This window comes from Pseudomonas sp. S1(2024) (assembly GCF_046557535.1).
The window spans coordinates 1-20,605 of record NZ_JBKGFP010000110.1 but is presented as its reverse complement, the minus strand read 5'-3'; the positions used below and the strand labels follow the sequence as shown (position 1 = coordinate 20,605).

Annotated in this window: 20 protein-coding genes and 1 pseudogene; 7 read left to right on the top strand and 14 right to left on the bottom strand. The window is 64.1% G+C overall.

The window, feature by feature from the left end:
• Positions 1-1,916 (bottom strand): T6SS effector BTH_I2691 family protein (locus tag ACLCGK_RS29060; protein ID WP_410953457.1); only part of this gene is annotated, 1,916 nt, incomplete at its 3' end.
• 245 nt (positions 1,917-2,161) lie between these two features.
• Here ACLCGK_RS29060 and ACLCGK_RS29055 point away from each other — a divergent pair.
• Both ACLCGK_RS29055 and ACLCGK_RS29050 read left to right on the top strand, forming a co-directional pair.
• On the top strand, positions 2,162-2,329 hold the full coding sequence (locus ACLCGK_RS29055) for a hypothetical protein (protein WP_410953456.1): 168 nt from the start codon (positions 2,162-2,164) through the stop codon (positions 2,327-2,329).
• Positions 2,330-2,425: 96 nt separating this feature from the next.
• Positions 2,426-2,605, top strand: a complete 180-nt coding sequence (locus tag ACLCGK_RS29050; protein WP_170978830.1) for a hypothetical protein — start codon at positions 2,426-2,428, stop codon at positions 2,603-2,605.
• A 333-nt stretch (positions 2,606-2,938) separates the two neighbouring features.
• Here ACLCGK_RS29050 and ACLCGK_RS29045 read toward each other — a convergent pair whose 3' ends face one another.
• The 8 genes and pseudogenes from ACLCGK_RS29045 to ACLCGK_RS29010 all read right to left on the bottom strand — a co-directional run.
• On the bottom strand, positions 2,939-3,703 hold the full coding sequence (locus tag ACLCGK_RS29045; protein ID WP_061302505.1) for a hypothetical protein: 765 nt from the start codon (positions 3,701-3,703) through the stop codon (positions 2,939-2,941).
• A gap of 63 nt (positions 3,704-3,766) precedes the next feature.
• Complete coding sequence (locus ACLCGK_RS29040; RefSeq protein WP_410953455.1) at positions 3,767-5,044, bottom strand: bifunctional O-acetylhomoserine aminocarboxypropyltransferase/cysteine synthase; 1,278 nt, start codon at positions 5,042-5,044, stop codon at positions 3,767-3,769.
• Between the two features lie 117 nt (positions 5,045-5,161).
• Entirely contained in the window at positions 5,162-5,599 is a 438-nt protein-coding gene (locus ACLCGK_RS29035) for a hypothetical protein (RefSeq protein ID WP_410953454.1), read from the bottom strand.
• Between the two features lie 63 nt (positions 5,600-5,662).
• Entirely contained in the window at positions 5,663-6,352 is a 690-nt protein-coding gene (locus ACLCGK_RS29030) for a hypothetical protein (protein ID WP_410953453.1), read from the bottom strand.
• Between the two features lie 180 nt (positions 6,353-6,532).
• A complete protein-coding gene (locus ACLCGK_RS29025; protein ID WP_410953452.1) occupies positions 6,533-7,249 on the bottom strand; it encodes an aspartate/glutamate racemase family protein in 717 nt (238 codons plus the stop codon).
• A complete protein-coding gene (locus tag ACLCGK_RS29020) occupies positions 7,246-8,442 on the bottom strand; it encodes a DUF917 family protein (protein ID WP_410953451.1) in 1,197 nt (398 codons plus the stop codon). The genes ACLCGK_RS29025 and ACLCGK_RS29020 overlap by 4 nt, the downstream gene beginning before the upstream one ends.
• A gap of 30 nt (positions 8,443-8,472) precedes the next feature.
• Positions 8,473-10,731 (bottom strand): sigma 54-interacting transcriptional regulator, encoded by a 2,259-nt coding sequence (locus ACLCGK_RS29015; protein ID WP_410953450.1) that lies wholly within the window; start codon positions 10,729-10,731, stop codon positions 8,473-8,475.
• A gap of 22 nt (positions 10,732-10,753) precedes the next feature.
• Positions 10,754-11,134: pseudogene (locus tag ACLCGK_RS29010) on the bottom strand (OPT/YSL family transporter); the annotation flags it as partial.
• A gap of 242 nt (positions 11,135-11,376) precedes the next feature.
• Between ACLCGK_RS29010 and ACLCGK_RS29005 the strand changes: the two are divergent.
• Positions 11,377-12,570, top strand: coding sequence for an ATP-binding protein (locus tag ACLCGK_RS29005; RefSeq protein ID WP_410953449.1), 1,194 nt, complete (start codon positions 11,377-11,379; stop codon positions 12,568-12,570).
• Between the two features lie 93 nt (positions 12,571-12,663).
• Here the strand turns inward: ACLCGK_RS29005 and ACLCGK_RS29000 are convergent, their stop codons facing one another.
• Positions 12,664-13,641 (bottom strand): GlxA family transcriptional regulator, encoded by a 978-nt coding sequence (locus ACLCGK_RS29000; RefSeq protein WP_410953448.1) that lies wholly within the window; start codon positions 13,639-13,641, stop codon positions 12,664-12,666.
• 130 nt (positions 13,642-13,771) lie between these two features.
• Between ACLCGK_RS29000 and ACLCGK_RS28995 the strand changes: the two genes are divergently transcribed.
• The gene (locus ACLCGK_RS28995) at positions 13,772-14,413 is read left to right on the top strand and encodes an HD domain-containing protein (protein ID WP_410953447.1); all 642 of its coding nucleotides are present in this window, start codon (positions 13,772-13,774) and stop codon (positions 14,411-14,413) included.
• Positions 14,414-14,529: 116 nt separating this feature from the next.
• On the opposite strand, the gene ACLCGK_RS28990 is transcribed toward ACLCGK_RS28995, so the two are convergent.
• The 3 genes from ACLCGK_RS28990 to ACLCGK_RS28980 all read right to left on the bottom strand — a co-directional run bounded on the left by ACLCGK_RS28990 (position 14,530) and on the right by ACLCGK_RS28980 (position 17,193).
• Entirely contained in the window at positions 14,530-15,516 is a 987-nt protein-coding gene (locus ACLCGK_RS28990) for a 5'-nucleotidase (RefSeq protein ID WP_015269929.1), read from the bottom strand.
• 82 nt (positions 15,517-15,598) lie between these two features.
• Positions 15,599-16,090, bottom strand: a complete 492-nt coding sequence (locus tag ACLCGK_RS28985) for a DUF1543 domain-containing protein (RefSeq protein ID WP_410953446.1) — start codon at positions 16,088-16,090, stop codon at positions 15,599-15,601.
• Positions 16,091-16,284: 194 nt separating this feature from the next.
• Complete coding sequence (locus ACLCGK_RS28980) at positions 16,285-17,193, bottom strand: LysR family transcriptional regulator (protein WP_410953445.1); 909 nt, start codon at positions 17,191-17,193, stop codon at positions 16,285-16,287.
• Between the two features lie 94 nt (positions 17,194-17,287).
• On the opposite strand from ACLCGK_RS28980, the gene ACLCGK_RS28975 reads away from it, so the two are divergent.
• Positions 17,288-18,463 (top strand): MFS transporter, encoded by a 1,176-nt coding sequence (locus tag ACLCGK_RS28975; protein WP_085721565.1) that lies wholly within the window; start codon positions 17,288-17,290, stop codon positions 18,461-18,463.
• 130 nt (positions 18,464-18,593) lie between these two features.
• On the opposite strand, the gene ACLCGK_RS28970 is transcribed toward ACLCGK_RS28975, so the two are convergent.
• The gene (locus tag ACLCGK_RS28970; RefSeq protein ID WP_410953444.1) at positions 18,594-19,217 is read right to left on the bottom strand and encodes a glutathione S-transferase family protein; all 624 of its coding nucleotides are present in this window, start codon (positions 19,215-19,217) and stop codon (positions 18,594-18,596) included.
• A 197-nt stretch (positions 19,218-19,414) separates the two neighbouring features.
• Here ACLCGK_RS28970 and ACLCGK_RS28965 point away from each other — a divergent pair, with 197 nt between their 5' ends.
• Together ACLCGK_RS28965 and ACLCGK_RS28960 are read left to right on the top strand one after the other, a co-directional pair.
• Positions 19,415-19,717: a DUF3077 domain-containing protein gene (locus ACLCGK_RS28965; protein ID WP_015269932.1), complete on the top strand. Its 303-nt coding sequence runs from the start codon at positions 19,415-19,417 to the stop codon at positions 19,715-19,717.
• A 78-nt stretch (positions 19,718-19,795) separates the two neighbouring features.
• Complete coding sequence (locus ACLCGK_RS28960) at positions 19,796-20,518, top strand: hypothetical protein (protein ID WP_410953443.1); 723 nt, start codon at positions 19,796-19,798, stop codon at positions 20,516-20,518.
• Positions 20,519-20,605 lie beyond the last annotated feature (87 nt).

Genomic DNA, 20,605 nt, shown 5'->3' with positions numbered 1-20,605 from the left:
CCCATGCTGGCCTCCTTGAACAACCGCCCATGCACTTCCTCGGCCTTGCCCTCGACCCACACCGTCACGCTGATCATCGTATTGGTGAACCGCGGGTCGAGCACGGCCAGGCTCATCAGCCCGTGCTGGATGATCGGCCGCACCTTGCGCATGGCCTTCATCGAGCCAAACTCGAAGTCATCGATATTGCGGTGCATCCGGTCCCGCGCCTCGGCGATCGACGCGTTGGCCTTATGCTGCAACTCCCGGAGGTGGGCGCTCTGCAAGGCGTAGTACTCGCCCAGCTTCATCTTCACTTCCAGCTCGATCAGGTGGACGCCGTTGTAGAGAAACTGCGTGGCACTGTTCAAATGCCGCACAGCCTTCTGAATACCAGGTGACAAACATGGCGCCAGCCGCTGACTGGCCGCATTGAGTGCGCTCTGCGTTTCAGCAATGGCCTGCTTGAGGGTATTGCGCATGCGCAAGCCGGCGTCATCGCTGGCGATGATCTTGCTCAGCATGCCGTAGAGCTTGTCGCTGTCGTTCCAGTTGATCGCTTCTGTGGCGGAGAATCTGGGCAGCAGCCCGGCCAGCAGTGCCTGGTCGCGCATCAGCAAGGCGCGGTAGGGCGGGCTGTCCGGGTCCTTTAGCCATTTCAGCCAGAGCAGTTCGCTGGTGCCGGAAGCAGGAACATGCGGTTCAAAACGGGGGACGACAGCTTCCGTAACCCCACCACCCAGGCACAGGGCCATGGTCTTGGCGTAGGCCACCCCGGACTCACGATCGTTACCGTCGTAGTCGTACGCCTCGGCCACCTTGAACATGGGCGTATCGAACAAGGCAACGTACGCCTGCGCGTCCTTGTCGATGTAACGCTGAAACTCACGTTCCTGCTGCTCATAGTCAGCCTGGAACGCGGCCCGCTGCGGTTCGTGGTAGCGCTCTTCAAGCCGCTCGTCACTCTCCTGCTGCGCACGCTCGACCAACAGCTGCCGCTCGACTGCCGGGTCGGTGAACACCGGCGGCCCATCACCCGTCATCGGTTCCAGCGACGGCACCTTCTGCGCCGCCCATTCCCTGTGCGTGGCGCGAATGATCTGCAGGATCTGCGAGGTCTGCAGCTGATAGGCGCGCATCGGTTCTTCACGCCAGGCCTGACGCTTCAGTACCCAGTTCAGCCGCTGATGGTTGTACTCCTGAATCAGCCCGACGGTGTCGTCGAGCACCACTGCCAGCACGCCGTTTTCCAGCTTGTGCCGGTTGATCGCATTGACCAGATACCCTCGCAGGGCGAACCGGCGCAACCAGCGGCTGTGGAAGCCATGCGCACTGTCGAAGGGGGCACAGCCATGCTGGGCGTACTCGAACACCTGCTGGTCGACCCCAAGCTTATCGGGCGTCATGGCGATGCCCAGCAGTTCGGGATTGTTGCGGGCCTGGATCAGGTCTAGACCTTCGAAGCGGTGGGCGGGCGCCTCCCCCCTCTTGTAGGCGTTCAGCACGCTCACCGGCCAAGGATCGCTGGAGAAGGCCAGCCAGGCGCTGGTGTACCTGCCGGTATCGAGGTTGAGAAAGGCCGAAGGAATGTCGTGATCTGCGTTCACGCATTTTTCGGGCAGCGGCGAAGGCGGGCCATCTGGCGGCTCGTAGGGGTTGAAGCGGCGCAGATGACCTTGCTCGCTGACGGCATAGGCATGCCAGACCTGCTGGTCGAGCAGCACATACAGGAAGCCCCTGCGCAAGGTGCGCAAGCCGATCTTTGTCGAGATATGCCGGTTATCCGCCACGGTGGAGACACACTCGGGGCGGGTATCGGGCACCAGGGCGCGGCGCAGCGGCAGGATCGGCAGGCCCTGGCGCTCGCAGAACATGCACTGGTCGTGCGGCAGCCCGGCTTCGGCGATCGCGAGGGCAATACGTTGGCTGATGGTCATGAGCGATCCTCGTGTTGGACAGGTCCTTGTCGACCTCTGAACACTAACGGGGAATCGCTTTCTGGAGAGGCATTGGGCTTCCTAAAAGCTTGTAGGAAACGTCTCTGAATAATGGTTTAGCTCTATATGGGGCCATGATCGGTACCCCGGCCTTTTGCGCCACCTGTCGAACCCAAGGCACTGCTGCTGGCCGTTTTCCGTCCGATCTGTATGCGCGATCAACGCGCAAACCCAGGAGAACGTCCATGGCAAACGATCAGAATGACCCCGGCCTCGAGCAAACCGAATCCCAGCCCGGCAGCGGTGACGGAGAGATCCCGCTACCTTCGGATGACGAAGGCCCGATCGAGGAGGAGATGGAGGACGCGCAGGCCAACAATTCGGTTTCTGCCGAGCACCCGCAGCCTCGCTGACGGAATTGCCCGGAACGAATGCGGTTCACACCTTTTCTTGCGAGGTATGCAGCGATGAGCCCCGATCCGAATGCACAAGGCGGCACGAACCTGGACATGCCCACTTCACCTGACCCGGCCGTTGACCCCGACCGCCCGACCATACCCGACCCTGACGACGACCCGCTCATGAACGAAGAAGAGGGTGGTGATTGGCAGGAGGAAGACAGCTTGGCTGATGACGGCAGGCAGAGCGTGGAGCAGCCTGCGGTAGACCTGGATCAGCGCAGGGAGTGACCATTGATAGGGCAGGGCCCTGTGGGAGCGGGTTTCCCCGCGAAGAATCCGACACGGTGTATGGCACCGGCTGCGCCGGTGTTCGCGGGTGAACCCGCTCCCACAGGTACTGCGGCTGTCTTGAAGGCTGTTGTGATTCTGTGGGAGCGGGCATGCCCGCGAAGAATTCAGCGCGGTGGTTGGCACCGGCTGCGCCGGTGTTCGCGGGCACGCCCGCTCCCACAGGTACTGCATCTGCCTTGAAGGCTGTAGTGATCCTGTAGGAGCTGGCTTGCCTGCGATGGGCTGCGCAGCAGCCCCGATGGACACAGCCCTGGCATGCTCGCCGGCGTATCACCCCCGTCGCAACGCAGCCGCCAGCCCCACGGTCAGGATCACGGCACAAAGCATTGCCAGGCTGATGGCAATTGCGACACCCCAGGCATCGAGCAGCCCCGCCAATACCAGATAAAACGCAATCACCCCCACCGCCCCGATCGCATTGCCCCGCACCATCGCCGCCATTCCGGCACGCCCAGTCTGCACATGGGCGAACACCACCAGCGGCCAGGCAATCACCGGGATCGGCGCCAGCATCCCGCTGGTCGCCGGGCCCAGCCAGTTGGCCAGGCTTGTGGTGACCATCAGCAACGAAGTGGCAGACACCATGCGCAGAGGGATTTCCCAAAATCGATGCCGGGGCCGGACCAGGGTGTCCGGCCTGGGCTCGCGGCCGCTGGCGCGTATCAGCACGCCGATCAGCACCAGCGCCACGGCAATCGACAGGTACAGGTTGCCCCCGTGGGTAAACGCGTAGGCCGCTACGCCATAGCAAAGCATCGCCAGCAATACGGCCCAGCCGATGCCGAGCCTGCGTGTGGCGAACAGGTAGAAGGTGTACGTGGCCTGCACCGCCGCCAGGCCGCCCAGCGCGCCGGGCACCGCACCCAAGGCAAAGGCCGTGCCCTGTTCCAGGCACAGGAAGGTCATTACCAAGGCCGAAGTGATCGGAAGGCCGGACAGCAACCCACCGAGCAGGCCGCCCCAGCGACGCGAGGCGAGAGAGATGGCCCACATCAGGAGCGGGGTGACGATCAGCTTGAGGTAGAACAGGGTCATCGCAGGTCTATCCATATGTGCGAAAGGTGCGCCCGCCGTCGATATTGGTAGGGCGCAGATGAATCAGCTGCGGCTTGCCTCCAGCGCCTGGGCCAGGTCGGCGATGATGTCGTCGCTGTGCTCGATGCCGATCGACAGGCGCACCATGTCCCGTGGCACGCCGGCCTTTTCCAGCTCCTCGTCATTGAGCTGGCGGTGGGTGGTAGAGGCGGGGTGGCAGGCCAGCGACTTGGCGTCGCCAATATTCACCAGGCGTACCACCAGCTGCAACGCATCGATGAAGCGCGCACCGGCCGCCTGGCCGCCCTTGATGCCGAACGACAGGATCGACGCCGGCTTGCCGCCGGTGTAGCGCCGGGCCAGTTCATGCTCGGGGTGGTCGGGCAGCCCTGCATATTTCACCCACGCCACCTGCTCGTGCGCTTGCAGGTAGCGGGCGACCTTCAGCGCGTTCTCGGTGTGGCGCTCCATGCGCAGGGCCAAGGTTTCCAGGCCTTGCAGGATCAGGAAGGCATTGAACGGCGACAGCGCGGCACCGGTGTTGCGCAATGGCACCACGCGGCAGCGGCCGATGAAGGCGGCGGGGCCGAAGGCTTCGGTGTAGGTGACGCCATGGTAGGACGGGTCGGGGGTGTTGAGCAGGGCGAAGCGCTCCTTGTTGTCCGCCCATGGGAACTTGCCGGAGTCGATGACGATGCCGCCGATGCTGGTGCCATGGCCGCCGATGTACTTGGTCAGCGAGTGCACGACGATATCGGCACCGTGCTCGAACGGCCGGCACAGCACCGGGGTGGCCACGGTGTTGTCGACGATCAGCGGCACACCATGGCGGTGAGCGGCCTCGGCCAGCGCGGCGATGTCGACGATATTGCCGGCAGGGTTGCCGATGGACTCGCAGAACACCGCCTTGGTGCGCGAATCGATCAGTGCTTCGAGGGCGGCGATGTCGTCATGGGCGGCGAAGCGGGTATGGATGCCCATGCGTGGCAGGGTGTGGGCCAGCAGGTTGTAGGTGCCGCCGTACAGCTTGGCCACCGAGACAATGTTGTCGCCGGCCTCGGCGACGGTCTGGATGGCGTAGGTGATGGCCGCCATGCCCGAGGCCACCGCCAGCGCGCCAACTCCGCCCTCCAGGGCGGCCATGCGCTGCTCGAGCACGTCGTTGGTGGGGTTCATGATGCGCGAGTAGATGTTGCCGGCCACCTTCAGGTCGAACAGGTCGGCGCCGTGCTGGGTGTCGTCGAAGGCGAAGGAAGTGGTCTGGTAGATCGGTACGGCCACTGCCCGGGTAGTCGGGTCGGGGCTGAAGCCTGCGTGGATGGCGAGAGTTTCCAGCTTCATGCAATCGTTCCTTGAGCGTGGGTGGAGCGATCGAGCATGTGGCGGGGGGAGGGCGTGGGTCAAGCGTGAACGCGCGATGGGCTGCCCGGCAGCAGCCCATCGCGTTCAAAGGTGCTTCTACTGGTCCTGGCGGCGTACCTGCATCAACCACTGCCCCAACTGCCAGGCGCCGCCTACCGCGATCAGGCCCGCCACTGCGCGCCAGTCACGGAAGAACAGTCGCATCGCGTTGATGGTGGGCGGTGCGTCGCTACTGCGGACGTAAATGCGGATCCGCGAGGGTTGTGGGGCGGGATCGGTCTCCACGCTGTCGTGTTGCGACAGCGAAGCTGGGCTGACGCCCTCCTGGATGATCAGGTAGTCACGGCCCTGCTGCGCCACGCGGGCGTTGATCTTTTCCTTCTTCAACTGCTCGACCAGGCCTTTGGTGACGCTTTCGATCTGCTGATCCACGGTATGGACGAAGTTTAGTAACTGGGCGCCACTCACCTTTGGGTCGGCGGTAAACGCCAGCGGGCCGGCGTTGAGGGTGGCGATTTCTATGGGTTTGTTCATTCTCAGCTCCTTGCCGAATCCGGCGACAGCAGGCCGGCGCGCTGCTGCGCGCCGGCCGCAGCTTCAGGCGTGTTCCAGAACCCTGCCAAGGCGCTCCTGGCGGGCAGCGATCAACCGTTGGGTAGCCTCGTAGGATACTTTGGTCACTTCGGAGTAGGTGATGGTCAGTTTTATATTGGCGCCGTCCATGCGCGCAGTTGCGGTTGCGCAGTTCATGCCACTGGGGAACTTGATCTCTCTTGGGCCGACAACGACGTTGCTGCTGATGACTTCACCCAGCTGTACTTTCTGGAACAGCCCCAGGTAATAAGTGGGTGTCACCTTGAACTGAGCCTGGCCGCTACCGACCACATCCGGCTTGAACACCGAACCCTGCCCGCTCATGCCGATACCCAGGTTGGCAGGCAAGTTCGATTTGTTGTTGATCTGGATGCTGTCTGCGGGCGCGGAGCCGCTACCCAGCACCAGTTGCTGGACGTTGTCCTTGAACACGCAATCCCAGACCGACCCGAGCTGCGTCGACAGCGTCTGGCTGGCCTTGTACACCCCGACACCCCCGACTTGCCGATAATTGGCAATCACCACGTTGTAGTCGATGGTCCACTCCACCCCGCTGTAGCCCTGGGTGGGCACGGTGGTCTGCTTCCACGACACGCTGTCGAGCCCTACCGAGCTTGGCAAAGTCTGGTAGACCGCGAGGGTCCAGGTATCGTTGGTCTGGTTATCGAAGTCGACATAGTAGTCAGTGCTCATGATGCTCTCCTTGTCATGTGGGCCGAGGGCATGGGGTCACGCGCTCGGCCCAGTGACAGGAGCATCGATCATGCCAAGCTGCTGATCGCTTGTTTTTCAACCAGTTAGGTTGAAAAACAAGGGGGCGGGTGGACGTTTTCGTCCACCTCGGGGTGCTCGCGGCGGACGCATCCGACCACCTCAACCAAGGGGCGCCCTGGCGTAGCACAAACGGCTCGGACGCACCTTCATCCGCACCAGCGACAGCAGGAAGCCGAACCCGCACTGGTTGGGGTCCAGCACCGGTACGTAGCAGCCAAGGTCCTGCTCGATGAGCTTCGACAAGCGCTCGGCGACACCCATGAAGCCGGTACAGCCGAGCAACAGTGCCTGCGCGCCATCCTCGTTGATGGCAGCCAGCCCGGCTTGCAATGCCTTGACCAGTACCACCTCCACATCACCCAACTGGGCTACCGGGCAGTCAATGGCTCGGATCGAGGCAAAATTGATGCTCTGGCCATAACTGGCCACATGACCGCGTTGCAGGGCCAGGGTGCTCTGCAGGATGGTGATGATGGAAAACCGCTGACACAACCCCAGGGCACTGAACGCGGAGGTGGGGAAGCCGCCAATGATCGGGATATCGATCACTTCGCGGGCAGGCTCCACGCCGCACATGTCGAAATCGCTCAGCCAGATGCCGTCGAACCCCTGCTGCTCAAGGTGCTGGGCCAGGCGCACCACTGCCAGGGCGTTCTCGGCGAGATTCAGCCGGTTCTGGATACACGGGCTGCCCTGGTCGATGTTGTACACCTGGACCTCGACATCCGGGGGCACCACTGGGGCTATCGAGGCCAGCAGGCCCTCGTTGTAATCGCTGCAGTTGACCGGCGCGAGAACCGCAATGCGCAGGCTCATGGTCGTAGCTCCTGCAGTTGCTCGATGCTTCGGTAGGCGCCCATGTAGCCCAGGTCTGCCAGCAACTGCTCGAAGCTCCACGCGATCAACCCACCGGGCTGGCGTAGTGGCGCCGCCGCCTGCCAGCCGATCAGGCAGGCAGGGCGCCCGGCATAGCTCGGGTCCAGCGAGCCATCGGCGCGCACCAGGTCGCCGTTGGAGGCCAGTGCCGGCCCCGCACCTTCGAAGAACCAGGCAATGCTGTCCGGGGCCATGGCCAGCGGTTGCGGCTGGTGCTTGTCCCACAGCAACAGCGACTCGTTCTCGTAGCACAGGCGCAAGCTTCCTTCGTGGCTGTCGAGGTCGATGCGGCCGATGTCGAAGCCGCCCTGGGTAGTCACGCCAGCATGGGTCAGGCGCGCATTGCGAGACAGGCACCGAGCCATCAGGCCGAACTGGCCAAGCCAGTCGAGCACGGCCTGGCAAGTGTGCAGCTGCCCCGCAGCCAGGGCTCTGCCCAGCGCCAGGGCGCGGCTGAGGGTGCCGCGCATCGGCAGCGCGGAAGGCAGCTGGTCGGGGCTCATGCACCATTGCGCCAGGCCACCGAACTCACCGAACGCCGGCGAGCCGACCACAGGGCGCAACATTTGCTCGGCGATCACATTGGCGTTTTCAGCGTACCCCTGGGCCTTGGCCGGCGGCGTCACATTCAGCTCCACCACCAGTCCGCCCTGGCTGACCACGAACGCCGGCCGCGGCGGTATACCAGCAGCAGCGAAGGTGAGCATCGGCAATGAGGGCACCGCGCGCCCGGCGCCGTCCGCATCGACCACCGCCAGGCCCAGCTTGGCGGCGGCCAGGCACGCAACCAGAAAGCCCAGCGCGCCGCTTTCCGGCGGCACGACATAGGCAAGCTCGCGGCCCTGCTCATTCAAGCGCTGGCGCAAGCATTCCAGTGCCTGGATCGGCCCGAGGGGGTACTGGCAACGCCCGATCGTTTCCGGTGCACCCATGTACGCCACTACCGCGGCGTCGCCGGCACGGGCCTCATCCACCGTGACCACCCTGACGCGGTCGCGCGGGTAGAATTCCCCGATATTGAACGCGGCCAGCAAGTGCCGGGCCGACGCCAAGGTGCCGCCACCACCACTGCCAAAGAAACAACCACCGTTGATCAACGCTTGCAGATCCTTGTGCTCCAGCTCGAACGCCATGATCGTGCTCCTGCTTTTCGGTTGAGGGGGTCAGCTCGACAAACGTGCCAGCCAGCTACGCACGTTGCTGGCGGGCGGGTAGTCCAGTTGCGGGTCGAGGCCGCGAAGCGCACGCATCAGGATCGACTGCACCTGGGCGCCACGTTCGCTGCGTTCGAGCAACCGGGCCAATTCCAAGGCGGCATGCAGCCGCGCCGGCACCACGCCGAGGGTCAGCGCGGTGGACAAGGCGACGCGCAGGGTCGCCTCGGCTTCGCGGTCGTCGCCAAGCGCCAGCAGCGCCCGGCCGCGTAACAACATCAGTTCGCACAGGTAGGCACGCTCCTGATGGTCCTGGGCCAGGTCCAGGGCGACATCCACCAGTTCCAGGCAGGCCTCTGCGCGCCCGCCCAGCAACAGCACTTCGCCGCGCTTCCAGGCCTGGAAGCCGTGGAACAACAGGCCCCCGTTACGCAGCACATGCTGCTGGTAGCCTTCGGCAATGGCCTGTTCACCGGCTTCGTACTCACCCGATAGGCCCTGGTGATAGCCGCGCAGGATCATGCCCACGCCCCGGTAGAAGGAGAACTCGTGGCGCGCACTGAGCAGTTCCAGCTCGCGGGCCAGGCGCCCGAGTGCATCGCGCTCGCCCAGCACTGCAGCGAGCCAGGCCGCGCCCTGCAGGGCGACCGCGCGGTTGAAGGGGTTGTCGACCGCCTGCTCGGCGCGGGACTGCAAGCGGGCCAGCGCCTGGCGCGCCTGGCTGAACAGGCCCAGCTCGAAGGCGGCCAGGCCCTCGAAAGTGCGGGCAAGGCCCACCAGGTCCAGCCCTTGGTTCGATGGCCAACTGGCCTGGTCGTCATCCAGCAGCCTGCCGCGCGTCAGGCAGGCCAGGCTTTCCTCGAAATCGCCGAGCCAGAACAGGGTATTGGCCATGGCCAGGTGGGCCTCGATGCGCAGTGCCTCGCCACCGGCGATCTGCGCCTGCTGCAGCATCTGTTGTGCCGTAGCGCGGGCCTCTGCCAGTTCCAGGCCCATCAACAGGGTGGTCCACAGCCCGAACGACACCGACGCCATCTCTTGCGGCTGGCCTTGACGCGCGGCCAAGGCCTGGGCGTCCCGGTAGCTGGCCAGGCTGGTGATGCTCAACCAGCCCTCGATACTGCGAAAGCTAACTCCCAGTAACCGGTGCAACTCAAATTGCAAACGCCACAGGTCTTTGCCCTCGTAGACCCGCTCGGCCACTTCCAGGCCTTTCTGCAAAGGGCCCAGGGCGCCGCGGAAGTCGGCCCCGTCGATCAGCTTGCGGCCTTCGGCCAGGTAGCGCTCCACGGTCAGGCGCAAGTCCTGGCGCAACCGGACCCGCCGCTCGATCACCTTGCGGTTGACCCCCAACAGCTGCGCCGCAGCACTCTTGTTGCCGTTGCAGCGGTTCAGCGCATGCTCTATCAGCAGTGTCTCCACCGCTGCCAGTTTGTCCGGCCCCTCAAGCCCGAGCAGCGCTTCGGCCAGCTCTACGGCAGGCGCCGAGGCGGGCGAGGGCGGTACCAGCAATTGCTCGAGGGTTTCCCGATCGACCAGTGGTGACGGGGCCAGGGTGCCGATGCGATCGATCGAATTGCGCAGTTCGCGCACATTGCCAGGCCAGTCTCGTTGGCACAGCAGCTCCAGCGCTGCTGCATCGAAGCGCAGCGGTCGCCGTTGCTGGCGGCAAAAATGCTCGATCAGGTCCGGGATGTCCTCACGGCGCTCGTTCAGTCCCGGCAGTTCGAGCTCGAACACCGACAAGCGGTAGTACAGGTCTTCGCGAAAGCGCTCCTCGGCCACCAGGCGCTTGAGGTCACGGTGGGTGGCCGCCACCACCCTGCCGCGGAAGCGCCGGTTTTCGCTGCTACCAAGCGGCCGGTACTGCCCGGTTTCCAGCACCCGCAGCAGCTTCGGCTGTAGGGCCAGGGGCAGTTCGCCGATCTCATCGAGGAACAGTGTCCCCGCCCCAGCCATCTGCAGGTGGCCCATGCGCTCGCCAACCGCGCCGGTGAACGCGCCGCGGGCATGGCCAAACAGCTCGGACTCGAGCAGTGGCTCGGGTATTGCCCCGCAGTTGAGGTCGATGAATGGTTTGCCCGGCGCGCTCAGGCGGTGCAGTTGCTGGGCGATGACTTCCTTGCCGGCTCCCGTCGGGCCGAAGATCAGTACCGGCCGGTCGCTCTGCGCCACCCGCCGCAGCAAGGCCTGCAGCGCCTGCATGGCGGGCGAACGGCCAGGCACGCCATCCTCGTCGCCCGGGTGCGTGGTGCACAGTGGCTCCATGAGAATCCATCCTCGTTGGGGTGAGCCAGGCAATGAGGTATAGCAGAGCGACGCGGCCGCTGCTGGTGTCCGGGCGGCCACCGGTCAGAACGTCGAAAATGCGCGCGACCAGCCCGCCAGAAACGATGGAAGCGGCGGCCGAGGCCACTGTCTGGTTGATGTTGCTTTCGTGCAACGTCCATGCGGGCCGGCCCTTGCTCCGCCCCGCCAGGCCCTGCCACAGGGTGAAACCGACCAGCAAGGCGATGATCGACATGTTGAACGACCAGCCGATCCGAAGGCCCGCGTACACATTCGAGGGCGTCAGCAGAATGCCCAGCGCTACGCCGGTGAGCACCGCCCGCGGGTTCAGTTCACGTTCGATGCGAACCTGGGGAGGGGCGGTAGACGGGGCAGGTCTCATGGCAATCCCTTGTCGGAGTGGTAAGCGCGCTTTGCACAACTGAGCCACTGATGCCACAAAGGTTCACTGTCGCTTCTGGTTGTGAAAGGTGTCCAGCAACGGCCCGGAAGTGCTAGCGGCTACACCGTCGGGTCTCAAGAAAAGTGCTGCGCACAGGGGCCCGCTTTTGCTGACATTGCCGAATCAAGTGAGATTAGTTAAGTTATCTAAATTCGATAACTTTCCTAAACTCGGTATAAGTCATGGACCCGATCACTAATCCCTATTCCCCGGGAGCAGGCGCGCCGCCGCCGGCATTGGCTGGTCGCGACGCATTACTCAAGCAGGTAAGCATCGCAATCGCCCGCATTCGCCGGGGCCGAGCGGCGAAGAGCGTGCTGATGGTCGGCTTGCGCGGCGTGGGCAAGACGGTACTGCTCGAAAAAATGCGTATTGAAGCCGAGGCCGAGGGTGTTCAGGTCATACGCATGGAGGCGCCGGAAAATCGTTCACTACCCGCACTGTTGGCGCCCCAATTGCGCCTGGCGTTGCTTCGCCTGAGCCGGGTGGAAGCGGCTCGGGACCTGGCTCAACGTGGGTTACGAGCCCTTGCCGGCTTTGCAAAGTCGTTGAAAGTTACTTACGCGGACATAGAGGTGGGTCTGGATCTGGAGCCGGAGCCAGGCTTGGCTGATAACGGTGACCTCGAAGGCGACTTGGCGACCTTGCTGGAGGAGGCCGGCAAGGCCGCACAGCGCGCGGACACGGCGCTGGTGATGTTCATCGACGAGTTGCAGTACGTTGCCGAAGATCAGTTGGCCGCGTTGATTACAGCCTTGCATCGCTGTGCCCAGGGCCAGTTACCTGTCACGCTGGTTGGGGCTGGCCTGCCTCAATTGCGCGGGCGTTGTGGTAACGCGAAATCCTATGCGGAGCGACTGTTCGATTTCCCTGAGATCGGCCCGCTTGCTCCTGAGGCCGCAAGGTTTGCGGTAGTACGGCCTGCAGAAGATGAAGGCGTGGAATTCGAAGAGGCGGCGCTGGAAAGTGTGCTGGCACATTCACAGGGCTATCCGTACTTCCTGCAGGAGTGGGGCAAGCATTCATGGGATGTAGCCTCGCAGAGCCCCATCACCAGCGCTGATGTCGAAACCGCTTCAGAGCAGGCGATTGCCACACTGGATGAGAGCTTCTTCCGGGTGCGCTTTGACCGCCTTACGCTTGCGGAAAAGAAGTACCTGCGTGGCATGGCGGATCTGGGGGCCGGCCCTCATCGTTCTGGTGATATCGCGGCCAGCCTGGCGCGGAAGGTTTCCACGCTCGCACCGCTGCGCAGTGCATTGATCGAGAAAGGGATGATCTACAGCCCGAACCACGGTGATACGGCGTTCACTGTGCCGCTTTTCGATGAGTTCATGCGGCGTATCATGCCGGGCGATGATTGGCGGATGGGTTAGCCTGCTTTACGGCGCTGCAAGCCGCAACCACAGGCAACGCTCCTCGGCCGGGACGCAAAAGCGTACCCGGCGCGAGCGCACGCACACCACGGTTCATTTCACCCCCGACTGCCCAAACCGCTTGCGATACTCCGCCGGCGTAACCCCCACATGCTTCACGAACGCCCGCCGCAACGTATCCGCATTGGCAAACCCACACAGCGCCGCCACCTGCTTCGGTGGCTCTCGCCCAGCCTCCAGCCGCGCCCGCGCAGCATTCACCCGCGCCAGCTCCACCCACGCGGCCGGGGTCATCCCCACATCACTCTGAAACACCCGTGCAAAATGCCTCGGGCTCAGCCCAACCCGCGCGGCCAGGCTGGCAACCCCGTGGTCCAGTGCAGGGTTGGCGGCCACGTAACGCTGCAACCCCTGCAATGCCGAACGCCCAACCGGTGATGTCCCACCTTGCCGGCTGAACTGCAGCTGCCCGCCAGGCCGCTTGAAGTACATCACCAGGTGCCCGGCCACCTGCTTGGCAATATCCCGCCCCAGGTCTTCTTCCACCAGGGCCAGTGCCAGGTCCAGCCCGGCCGTTACCCCCGCAGCGGTACGCAGGTTGCCGTCATTTACCTGAATGGCATCGGCATCCACCTTTACCCGCGGATAACGCTCGGCCAACGGCTGCGCCACGGCCCAATGGGTGGTCACACGCCGTTCATCCAGCAACCCGGCAGCCGCCAGGGCAAACGCCCCCGTGCACACCGAGCCGTAACGCCGGCAAGCGCCCGCGCGTTGCCGCAGCCAGTCGAGAATGCCGGGGCGCAGGTATTGCTCGGCAGCCTGCGGTGTGCCGGCGACCAGCAGGGTGTCGATGGCTTCCAGGTCTTCGCCGATCCAGCCGTCGGCGACCAGGCGTGTACCGGAAGAGCTCACCAGCGGCCCCGGTTCGCAAGCCAGCAACAGCAGGCGATAGGCTTCACGGCCGGCCTGGCGGTTGGCTTCGGCGAATACATCGAGCGGGCCGCAGGCATCCAGCAGTTGTACGTCGGGCATGGCCAGTATGGCGACCGTGATGGGGGCAGAGGGCATGGTGGCTCCGGGCGTTGCGCCGCAAGTCCGTAATCCGCCGACAATGGCAGTATTTGGCTGTACAAGTCAATTGAGGACATTGGCCCACGACCGCAGACTGGGCTCGTCATCAACCCACCCAGGAGCGACCATGTCCTCATCCATCGCCGGTATCCAGGTGCCCGACAGCACTATGGCTCGGGAAATCACCGAGCTCGTCCGTGACACGGCTTCCCCTTTGCTGTTCCACCACTCCAGCCGGGTGTTCTACTTCGCAGCCCTTGCCGGGCAGCGGCTGGGGCTGCGTTACGACAGTGAACTGCTGTACGCAGGCTGCATGTTCCATGACATGGGCCTGACCCATCAGCACAGCAGCGATTGCTGCCGCTTCGAGGTGGACGGTGCCAATGCGGCGCGCGATTTCCTCCAGCGCCACGGTGTGGACGAGCGCGATGTCGAACGTGTGTGGACGGCGATCGCGCTGCATACCACGCCGGGTATTCCAGAGCATATGCACCCGCTGATCGCTCTGGTGACTGCGGGGGTGGAGACAGATGTGCTGGGGTTGCACCACGAAGGGCTGGAAATTGCCGCACGGGACGCCGTGGTCCAGGCGCACCCGCGTGGGGAGCGGTTCAAGGAGGCGATCATCCAGTCGTTTTACGACGGCATCCGGCACAAGCCGCATACCACGTTTGGCAACGTGAAGGCGGATGTGATCGCGGACAAGGAGCCTGCATTCCGGCCTGGGAATTTCTGCAGCGTCATTCGGCAGTCCTGCTGGGCGAGCTGAGTAAAGCGGGCTGGTGCTGCCGGTGTTCGCAGGCCCTGGTGCCTGTCAGCTAAACAGATTGGGGCCGCTTTGCGGCCCTTCGCGGGCGTGCCCGCTCCCACAGGTTGCGCATCAGATCAAACCGGTGCTATCGAAGTGGGAGCTGGCTCGTCGAACGCAGAGTCCGCCGCCGAGCGTTCGCGATTCGCCACCCCGAACGGCACATGCACCATCGGCAAATCCCCCGCCGGTGATTGCAAATGGCTGCGTTGGTCATCAAAGAACACATGCGGCTTCAGTATCGACAGCACCCTGGGTTTCTCCATCCCGCCCAGAAAGAAGCACTCGTCCGGCGATACGCCCCAGTCCTTCAGCGTCGTCACCACCCGCTCATGCGAAGGGGCATTGCGCGCCGTCACGATGGCAATCCGCAAGATGCGCTTGTACGCCGGGTCTTCGGCCAACTTGCGGTCCTCGAGCATGCGAATCAGCGAAAGCTTGCGGTACAGGTCCGCCAAGGGCCCCGGCGAATGCGGGATCCCCTTGCGCACACGTTCATGCTCCTGAAACTCGTCCAGGTTGTCGTCGCGCTTGTACACGCGCTCGGCCTCGTCATCGGCAATCACCCCGTCAAAGTCGAAGGCCACCCGCAATTCGGTGTCGATCTCGTCATCGTAGATGCGTGTCGGCAGCACCCGCCCGGCCGGGTAGTTGGCGTCGATGGCTTTCTGTACATCTTCCTCGTTGGCACTGAGGAACAGCGAGGCATTGAATGCCGGGATGTACTCGTAGGGCGAGCGGCCCGACATGAATGCCGCGCGGGTGATGTCCAGCTGGTAGTGGTTGATCGAGCGAAACACCCGCAGGCCGGTCTCCGGCGAATTGCGCGACAGCAGCACCACCTCCACCGGCAACTGCTCGGGGAAGGCCTGGTTGATGCTCAGGAAGCGGCGAATGAACGGGAACGCCACGCCCTTGGGGAAGGGTTCGTCCAGGTTCTGCTGCTGGTGCTGACGGTAAGCCTCGACGCCCTCGGTCTGGTAGATGTCGTCCGAGACGGTGAGGTCGAACAGCGCACTCGAAGCAACGCCGATGACCAGTTTCTGTTCGATGGGGTAGGGCATGAAACAACTCCTGCGTGAGCTGAAGGCAAGTGTACCCGTGCGCTGTGACGAAAGCCCTCAGTACCCACAGGCGCTATCGGCATCAGATGAGGATGTAGTCGCTACGCACCATCAGCGGCTCATGCGCCCCTTCGACCAGGTGCACGAACTGCCCTGCCACCTGGTCGATCGCCAGGCAGTCGTCGACATCCAGCAAGGCATCGGTATGCGGCTTCAGCCAGTCCGCCTGCATGCGTTGCTTGCCCAGGGCCTTGGCCTCGGTCTTGCTGTGGGCGGTGACCAGCAGGTAGCGGTGGGCCTCGCCGAATACTTCGCGTTCATAACCACCGAGGTTGATGAAGTACAGGCGCAGCGCACCGGGGGCGGGGGCGTGCGGGCGCAGTTCGATGCGATGGCCGTCGACACCATGCACTTCCAGCCATGAATCGATGTGCAAACCTTTCGGGCTGCCGAACCAGGCCTGGCGCAACTGCGGGTAGGCCTGTTCGAAGGTGTCGGCCAGGGCGAACACCACATCGTGAACTTCGATCTTGGCGCCGGGGTGGCGGCCTCCGAGCATGACGACGTAAAGCATGGGCGGTCCTTTGCATGGTGGATGTAAAAGTGCGGCATTGTACTGCCAGATCAGCGGATGCCGCATGGATCCAGTGGCCCCTTGTAGGAGCGGCCTTGTGTCGCGAAAGGGCCGCAAAGCGGCCCCTGGATTTCAGCAACTGTGCATAGTCTGTTGGGGCTGTTCTGCAGCCCTTTCGCGACACAAGGCCGCTCCTACAAGGCGCTGGGTATGCCTGACAGTTGCTCCACCAGAAAATCCACGAACACCCGCACCCGCGCCGGCATCGCCGGGCCGCCGACGAACACCGCATGGATCGGCTCGCGATCACCGGGGTTGTACGCCTCCAGCAACGGCACCAGCTGCCCGTTGGCCAGGTCATCGGCCACGGTAAAGGTACCGATGCGCGCCACGCCGGCGCCGAGCCTGGCCAACTGCGCCAGGGCCTCGCCGCTGCTGCATTCGATATTGCCCGTCACCTTCAACGAGAATGCCTGCCTGTCGCGACGGAACGGCCAGTCGGGTGCGGCGCGGCGGAAGTTGAAACGCAGGCAGTTGTGCCGGGCCAGGTCCTCTGGCACAAGCGGCGTACCGCAGCGCGCCAGGTACTCGGGCGAGGCGACGATCACCTGGCCGGTTTCGCCAATGGCACGGGCGCTCAACGAGCTGTCCGGCAGGTGGCCGAAACGCAGCGCCACATCGGCCTGGCCGCCGAGAATGTCGGCCACTTCGTCGCTGAGGGTAAGGTCGACCAGCACCTGCGGGTAGCGCGCGCTGAACGCCGCCAGCAGCGGCACCACGGTCAGCCGGCCATGGCCCAGCGCTGCGCTGACCCGCAAGCGCCCGCGGGGCACACCCTGGTCGGTGATGGCCTCTTCCACTTCGAGCATGTCGGCCAGCACCCGCCGTGCACCACGCAGATACGCTTCGCCCTCAGGCGTGAGGGTGATCGCCCGGGTGGTACGCAGCAGCAGGCGGGTGCCCAGGCGCTGTTCGGTCCGCGCGAGGATGCGGCTCACCGCCGACGGCGTCAGGCCCAGCGCGCGGGCGGCGGCGGACAGGCTGCCCTCCTGGGCCACCTTGGCAAAGATTTCCATCTCTCCGGATCTTCCACTGAAGTCCATTTGTGCCTCTTGAGCAAAGGTGGTTCGCAAAAATGCAGTCTAGTGCGGCTCAGCTTCGGATCGTAGCATTTGCAGCACAGATAAGGAGCTTGCCATGCGTATCAATCCACCTCTTGTCGCGCTCGCCATCGGTGCCTTCGGCATCGGTGTCACCGAGTTCGCCCCCATGGGCATGTTACCCAGCATCGCCACCGATCTTGGCGTCTCCATCCCCGCAGCCGGGCTGTTGGTCAGTGCCTATGCGATCGGTGTGCTGATCGGTGCGCCGCTGATGACCCTGGCCACGGTGAAGATCCCGCGGCGTTACCTGCTGATCGGGTTGATGGCCATCTTCACCCTCGGCAACCTGATGTCGGCCCTGGCCAGCGACTATGCCAGCCTGCTGGTCGCCCGTGTGGTCACCTCGCTGAACCACGGTGCGTTCTTCGGCATCGGCTCTATCGTCGCGGCCAGCGTGGTGCCGCCCGAGAAGCGCGCCGGTGCCGTGGCCGCCATGTTCATGGGGTTGACCCTGGCCACCATCGGCGGTGTGCCGCTAGCGACCTGGTTCGGTGAAATGCTGGGCTGGCGCACGGCGTTCTGGGGCATCGCCGGGCTCGGCCTGGTGGCAATGACCACCCTCTGGTACGCACTGCCCAATGTGCCGTCGCCCAAGGGTGGCGGGGCCATGGCCGAAATCCGCGTGCTCGGCCGCGGGCCGGTGCTGGCGGCATTGCTGCTGACCGTGGTGGGCTCCAGTGCGATGTTCACGGTATTTACCTACATCGCGCCGATCCTGCAGAGCGAGGCGGCAGCGTCCACCACCTTCGTCACGGCCATGCTGGTGTTGTTCGGTGTCGGCCTGACCTTGGGCAACGTGTGGGGTGGCAAGGCGGCGGACCGCTCTATCGACCGTACCCTGATGCTGTCGCTGGCCGTGCTGATTGCGGTGTTGCTGGTGTTCCCGCTGGTGATGGACTGGCCGCTGCCGACTGCGCTGGCGATCCTGGTGTGGGGCGCTGCCAGCTTTGCCCTGGTGCCGCCGCTGCAAATGCGGGTGATGGAGGCGGCCAAGGATGCGCCCAACCTGGCGTCGGCGGTGAATATCGGGGCGTTCAACCTGGGTAACGCGATTGGCGCGGCGCTGGGTGGGGCGGTGATCAATGCGGGGCTTGGGTATTCGGCGGTTTCCCTGGCGGGGGCGGCGATGGCGGTTTTGGGCCTGGTGATGGTGCTGCTGTTCGCTTGGCGGGGGCGGGCGGGGGCTGCGGCGAGTCAAGTTGCTGTGTAACAGGTGGAGTTCTTCGGGGGCGCTTTGCGCCCCATCGCGACACAAGGCCGCTCCTACAGGAAACCGCGATTCCTTGTAGGAGCGGCCTTGTGTAGCGATGGGCTGCAAGGCAGCCCCACAGTCTTGCCCATCACGGCGTACCGTTACGGCCATGCAGGTGATAGGCCGGGCGCTCGCTCAGCCGCTCGTAATAATCGCGCACGGCCGGCAGGTGCGGGTGCTCGAAGGGCGTTTCGAACCAGCGGTTGACCGACAGGCCAATGGGGATGTCGGCCAGGGTGAACTGGCTGCCGGCCACATAGGCACCGGTGCTTGCCAGCTGGCGGTCGAGAATGTGCATGTAGCGCGCCCAGTCCGCGCAGCCGGCGGCCAGGGCCTGTGGGTCCTGGTGGGCGGGCGAGTGCCTGAGCAGCGACATGAACGCGTAGCTCCAGGAACGGTTGAGGTCCGAGGCCTGCCAGTCGATCCACTGGTCGATCCTGGCCCGCGCCTGCGCCTCGCCCGGGTAGAACGCGGTGGCACCATAGCGCGTGGCCAGGTAGCGGATGATGCTGTTGGATTCCCACAGGGTGAAATCGCCATCCTGGATCACCGGGATCATGGCGTTCGGGTTCAACGCAAGGAATTCGGCGCTGTCCGTGGGCTTGAAGCCCGCCCCCCAGTCTTCGCGCTCGAACGCGACCTCGAACTCGGCGCATGCCCACAGGACTTTTCGTACATTGATGGAGGAGGCTCTGCCCAATATCCGTAGCATGGTGTTCATCCTTGTGAGGGGGAATTGATCGTCCGTCACTGCCGCTTGCCGGTCAAGAGCCAGCGTGGTGGCGGAGCGTCCTCTTTGTAGGGTTCTTGTAGTCCATTTCCGAAAGTAAGCCTTTCCACCCCCAAGGTTATTGTGGCGGGGCAGGCAGCGCCCTAGTCTCGGCACGCTCGTAACCCGAGGAAATGGACATGGACAAAGACACTCCGAAAGAAAGCGGCAATCTCAATGTCGTGCGTGCAGCGGGCCGTTTTGGCAACGGCGGTGCCGAACTGGTGCAGATGAACGCGCAGTTGCCGATGCGCACGGCATTGATGGAGGCCTCGAGCATCATGGGCTGCATTACCGAACTCACCCGCAAGGCCATCGACCGGCCCGGTGACCGCAAGGCGATGATGCAGGCCACGTACTACCTGGCAGGCATGGCCAAGGCGCTGATCGATGGCCAGTTGCAGCAGTTGCGCCAGGCTCGGGGAGGCGAGCAGGAGCCTTAGTCAGGCTTGCCTGGGGACCATGAACTTGGCACCCTTGGTCAGTTTGAATCTCTGTATCACGACAGAAGGAAGTTCGCATTGAGCTGGGACAAGGTGGGGAAACTCCTCGTAGCCGTGCTGCTTGGCCTGATGGTCCTGCTGGCCGCCTATGGGTTGCTCAGGGGCAACCCGCGCCTGGAGGCATCGCTGACCTATGCCTACCTCACCTATCCCAGCCAGTTCAGCGAACGCATCACCAAAGCCAGCGAACAGCTCAAGTACGAGCAGTTGCAGGGGCGTATCAATGCCATCAGCGAGGGTGGGCTGAGCCACGATCAGGTCGAGCGGCTGATCGAAATGGCCCAGGCGCCGTATGCCCAGCTGTTCGCCAAGCCCTTCGAGGCCGGGTTGGTCGACCACCGCACCGGTCTGCTCATCGAGCTGCGCAACCGTGGTGATGCGCAGGTACGCCAGGTGAAAATCCGCCTGCCGGCGAAAGGCCTGGTGCAGGTGCGCGATGCAGCTGGCAATGACACCATCGTGGAAACCTCCACCATGCAAGCGGATATCCCCACCATCGAGCCGGGTGGCGTATGCAAGGTATGGGTGTATTTCGATGCAGACTATTCGCAGATCCGCCAGGGCGGGGTCAGCATCAGTCACGCCGATGGCAAGGCTGACATACAGGTTTACCGCGAGGTCATCGGTTTCCCGGCCTGGGTGGCCCGCTACAGCCGCGAGCTGATGATGTTGCTGGGCGTATTGGCGGCCAGCGTTTTGGGCCTGGCGTATGCCTGCCTGTCGCGCCGTAACCCGCACTGAACGCCTCACCTGTAGGAGCAGCCTTGGGGGGGGGGGGGGGGGGGGGGGGGGGGAGAGGGGGGGAAACATCGGCTATAGCCTCTTTCC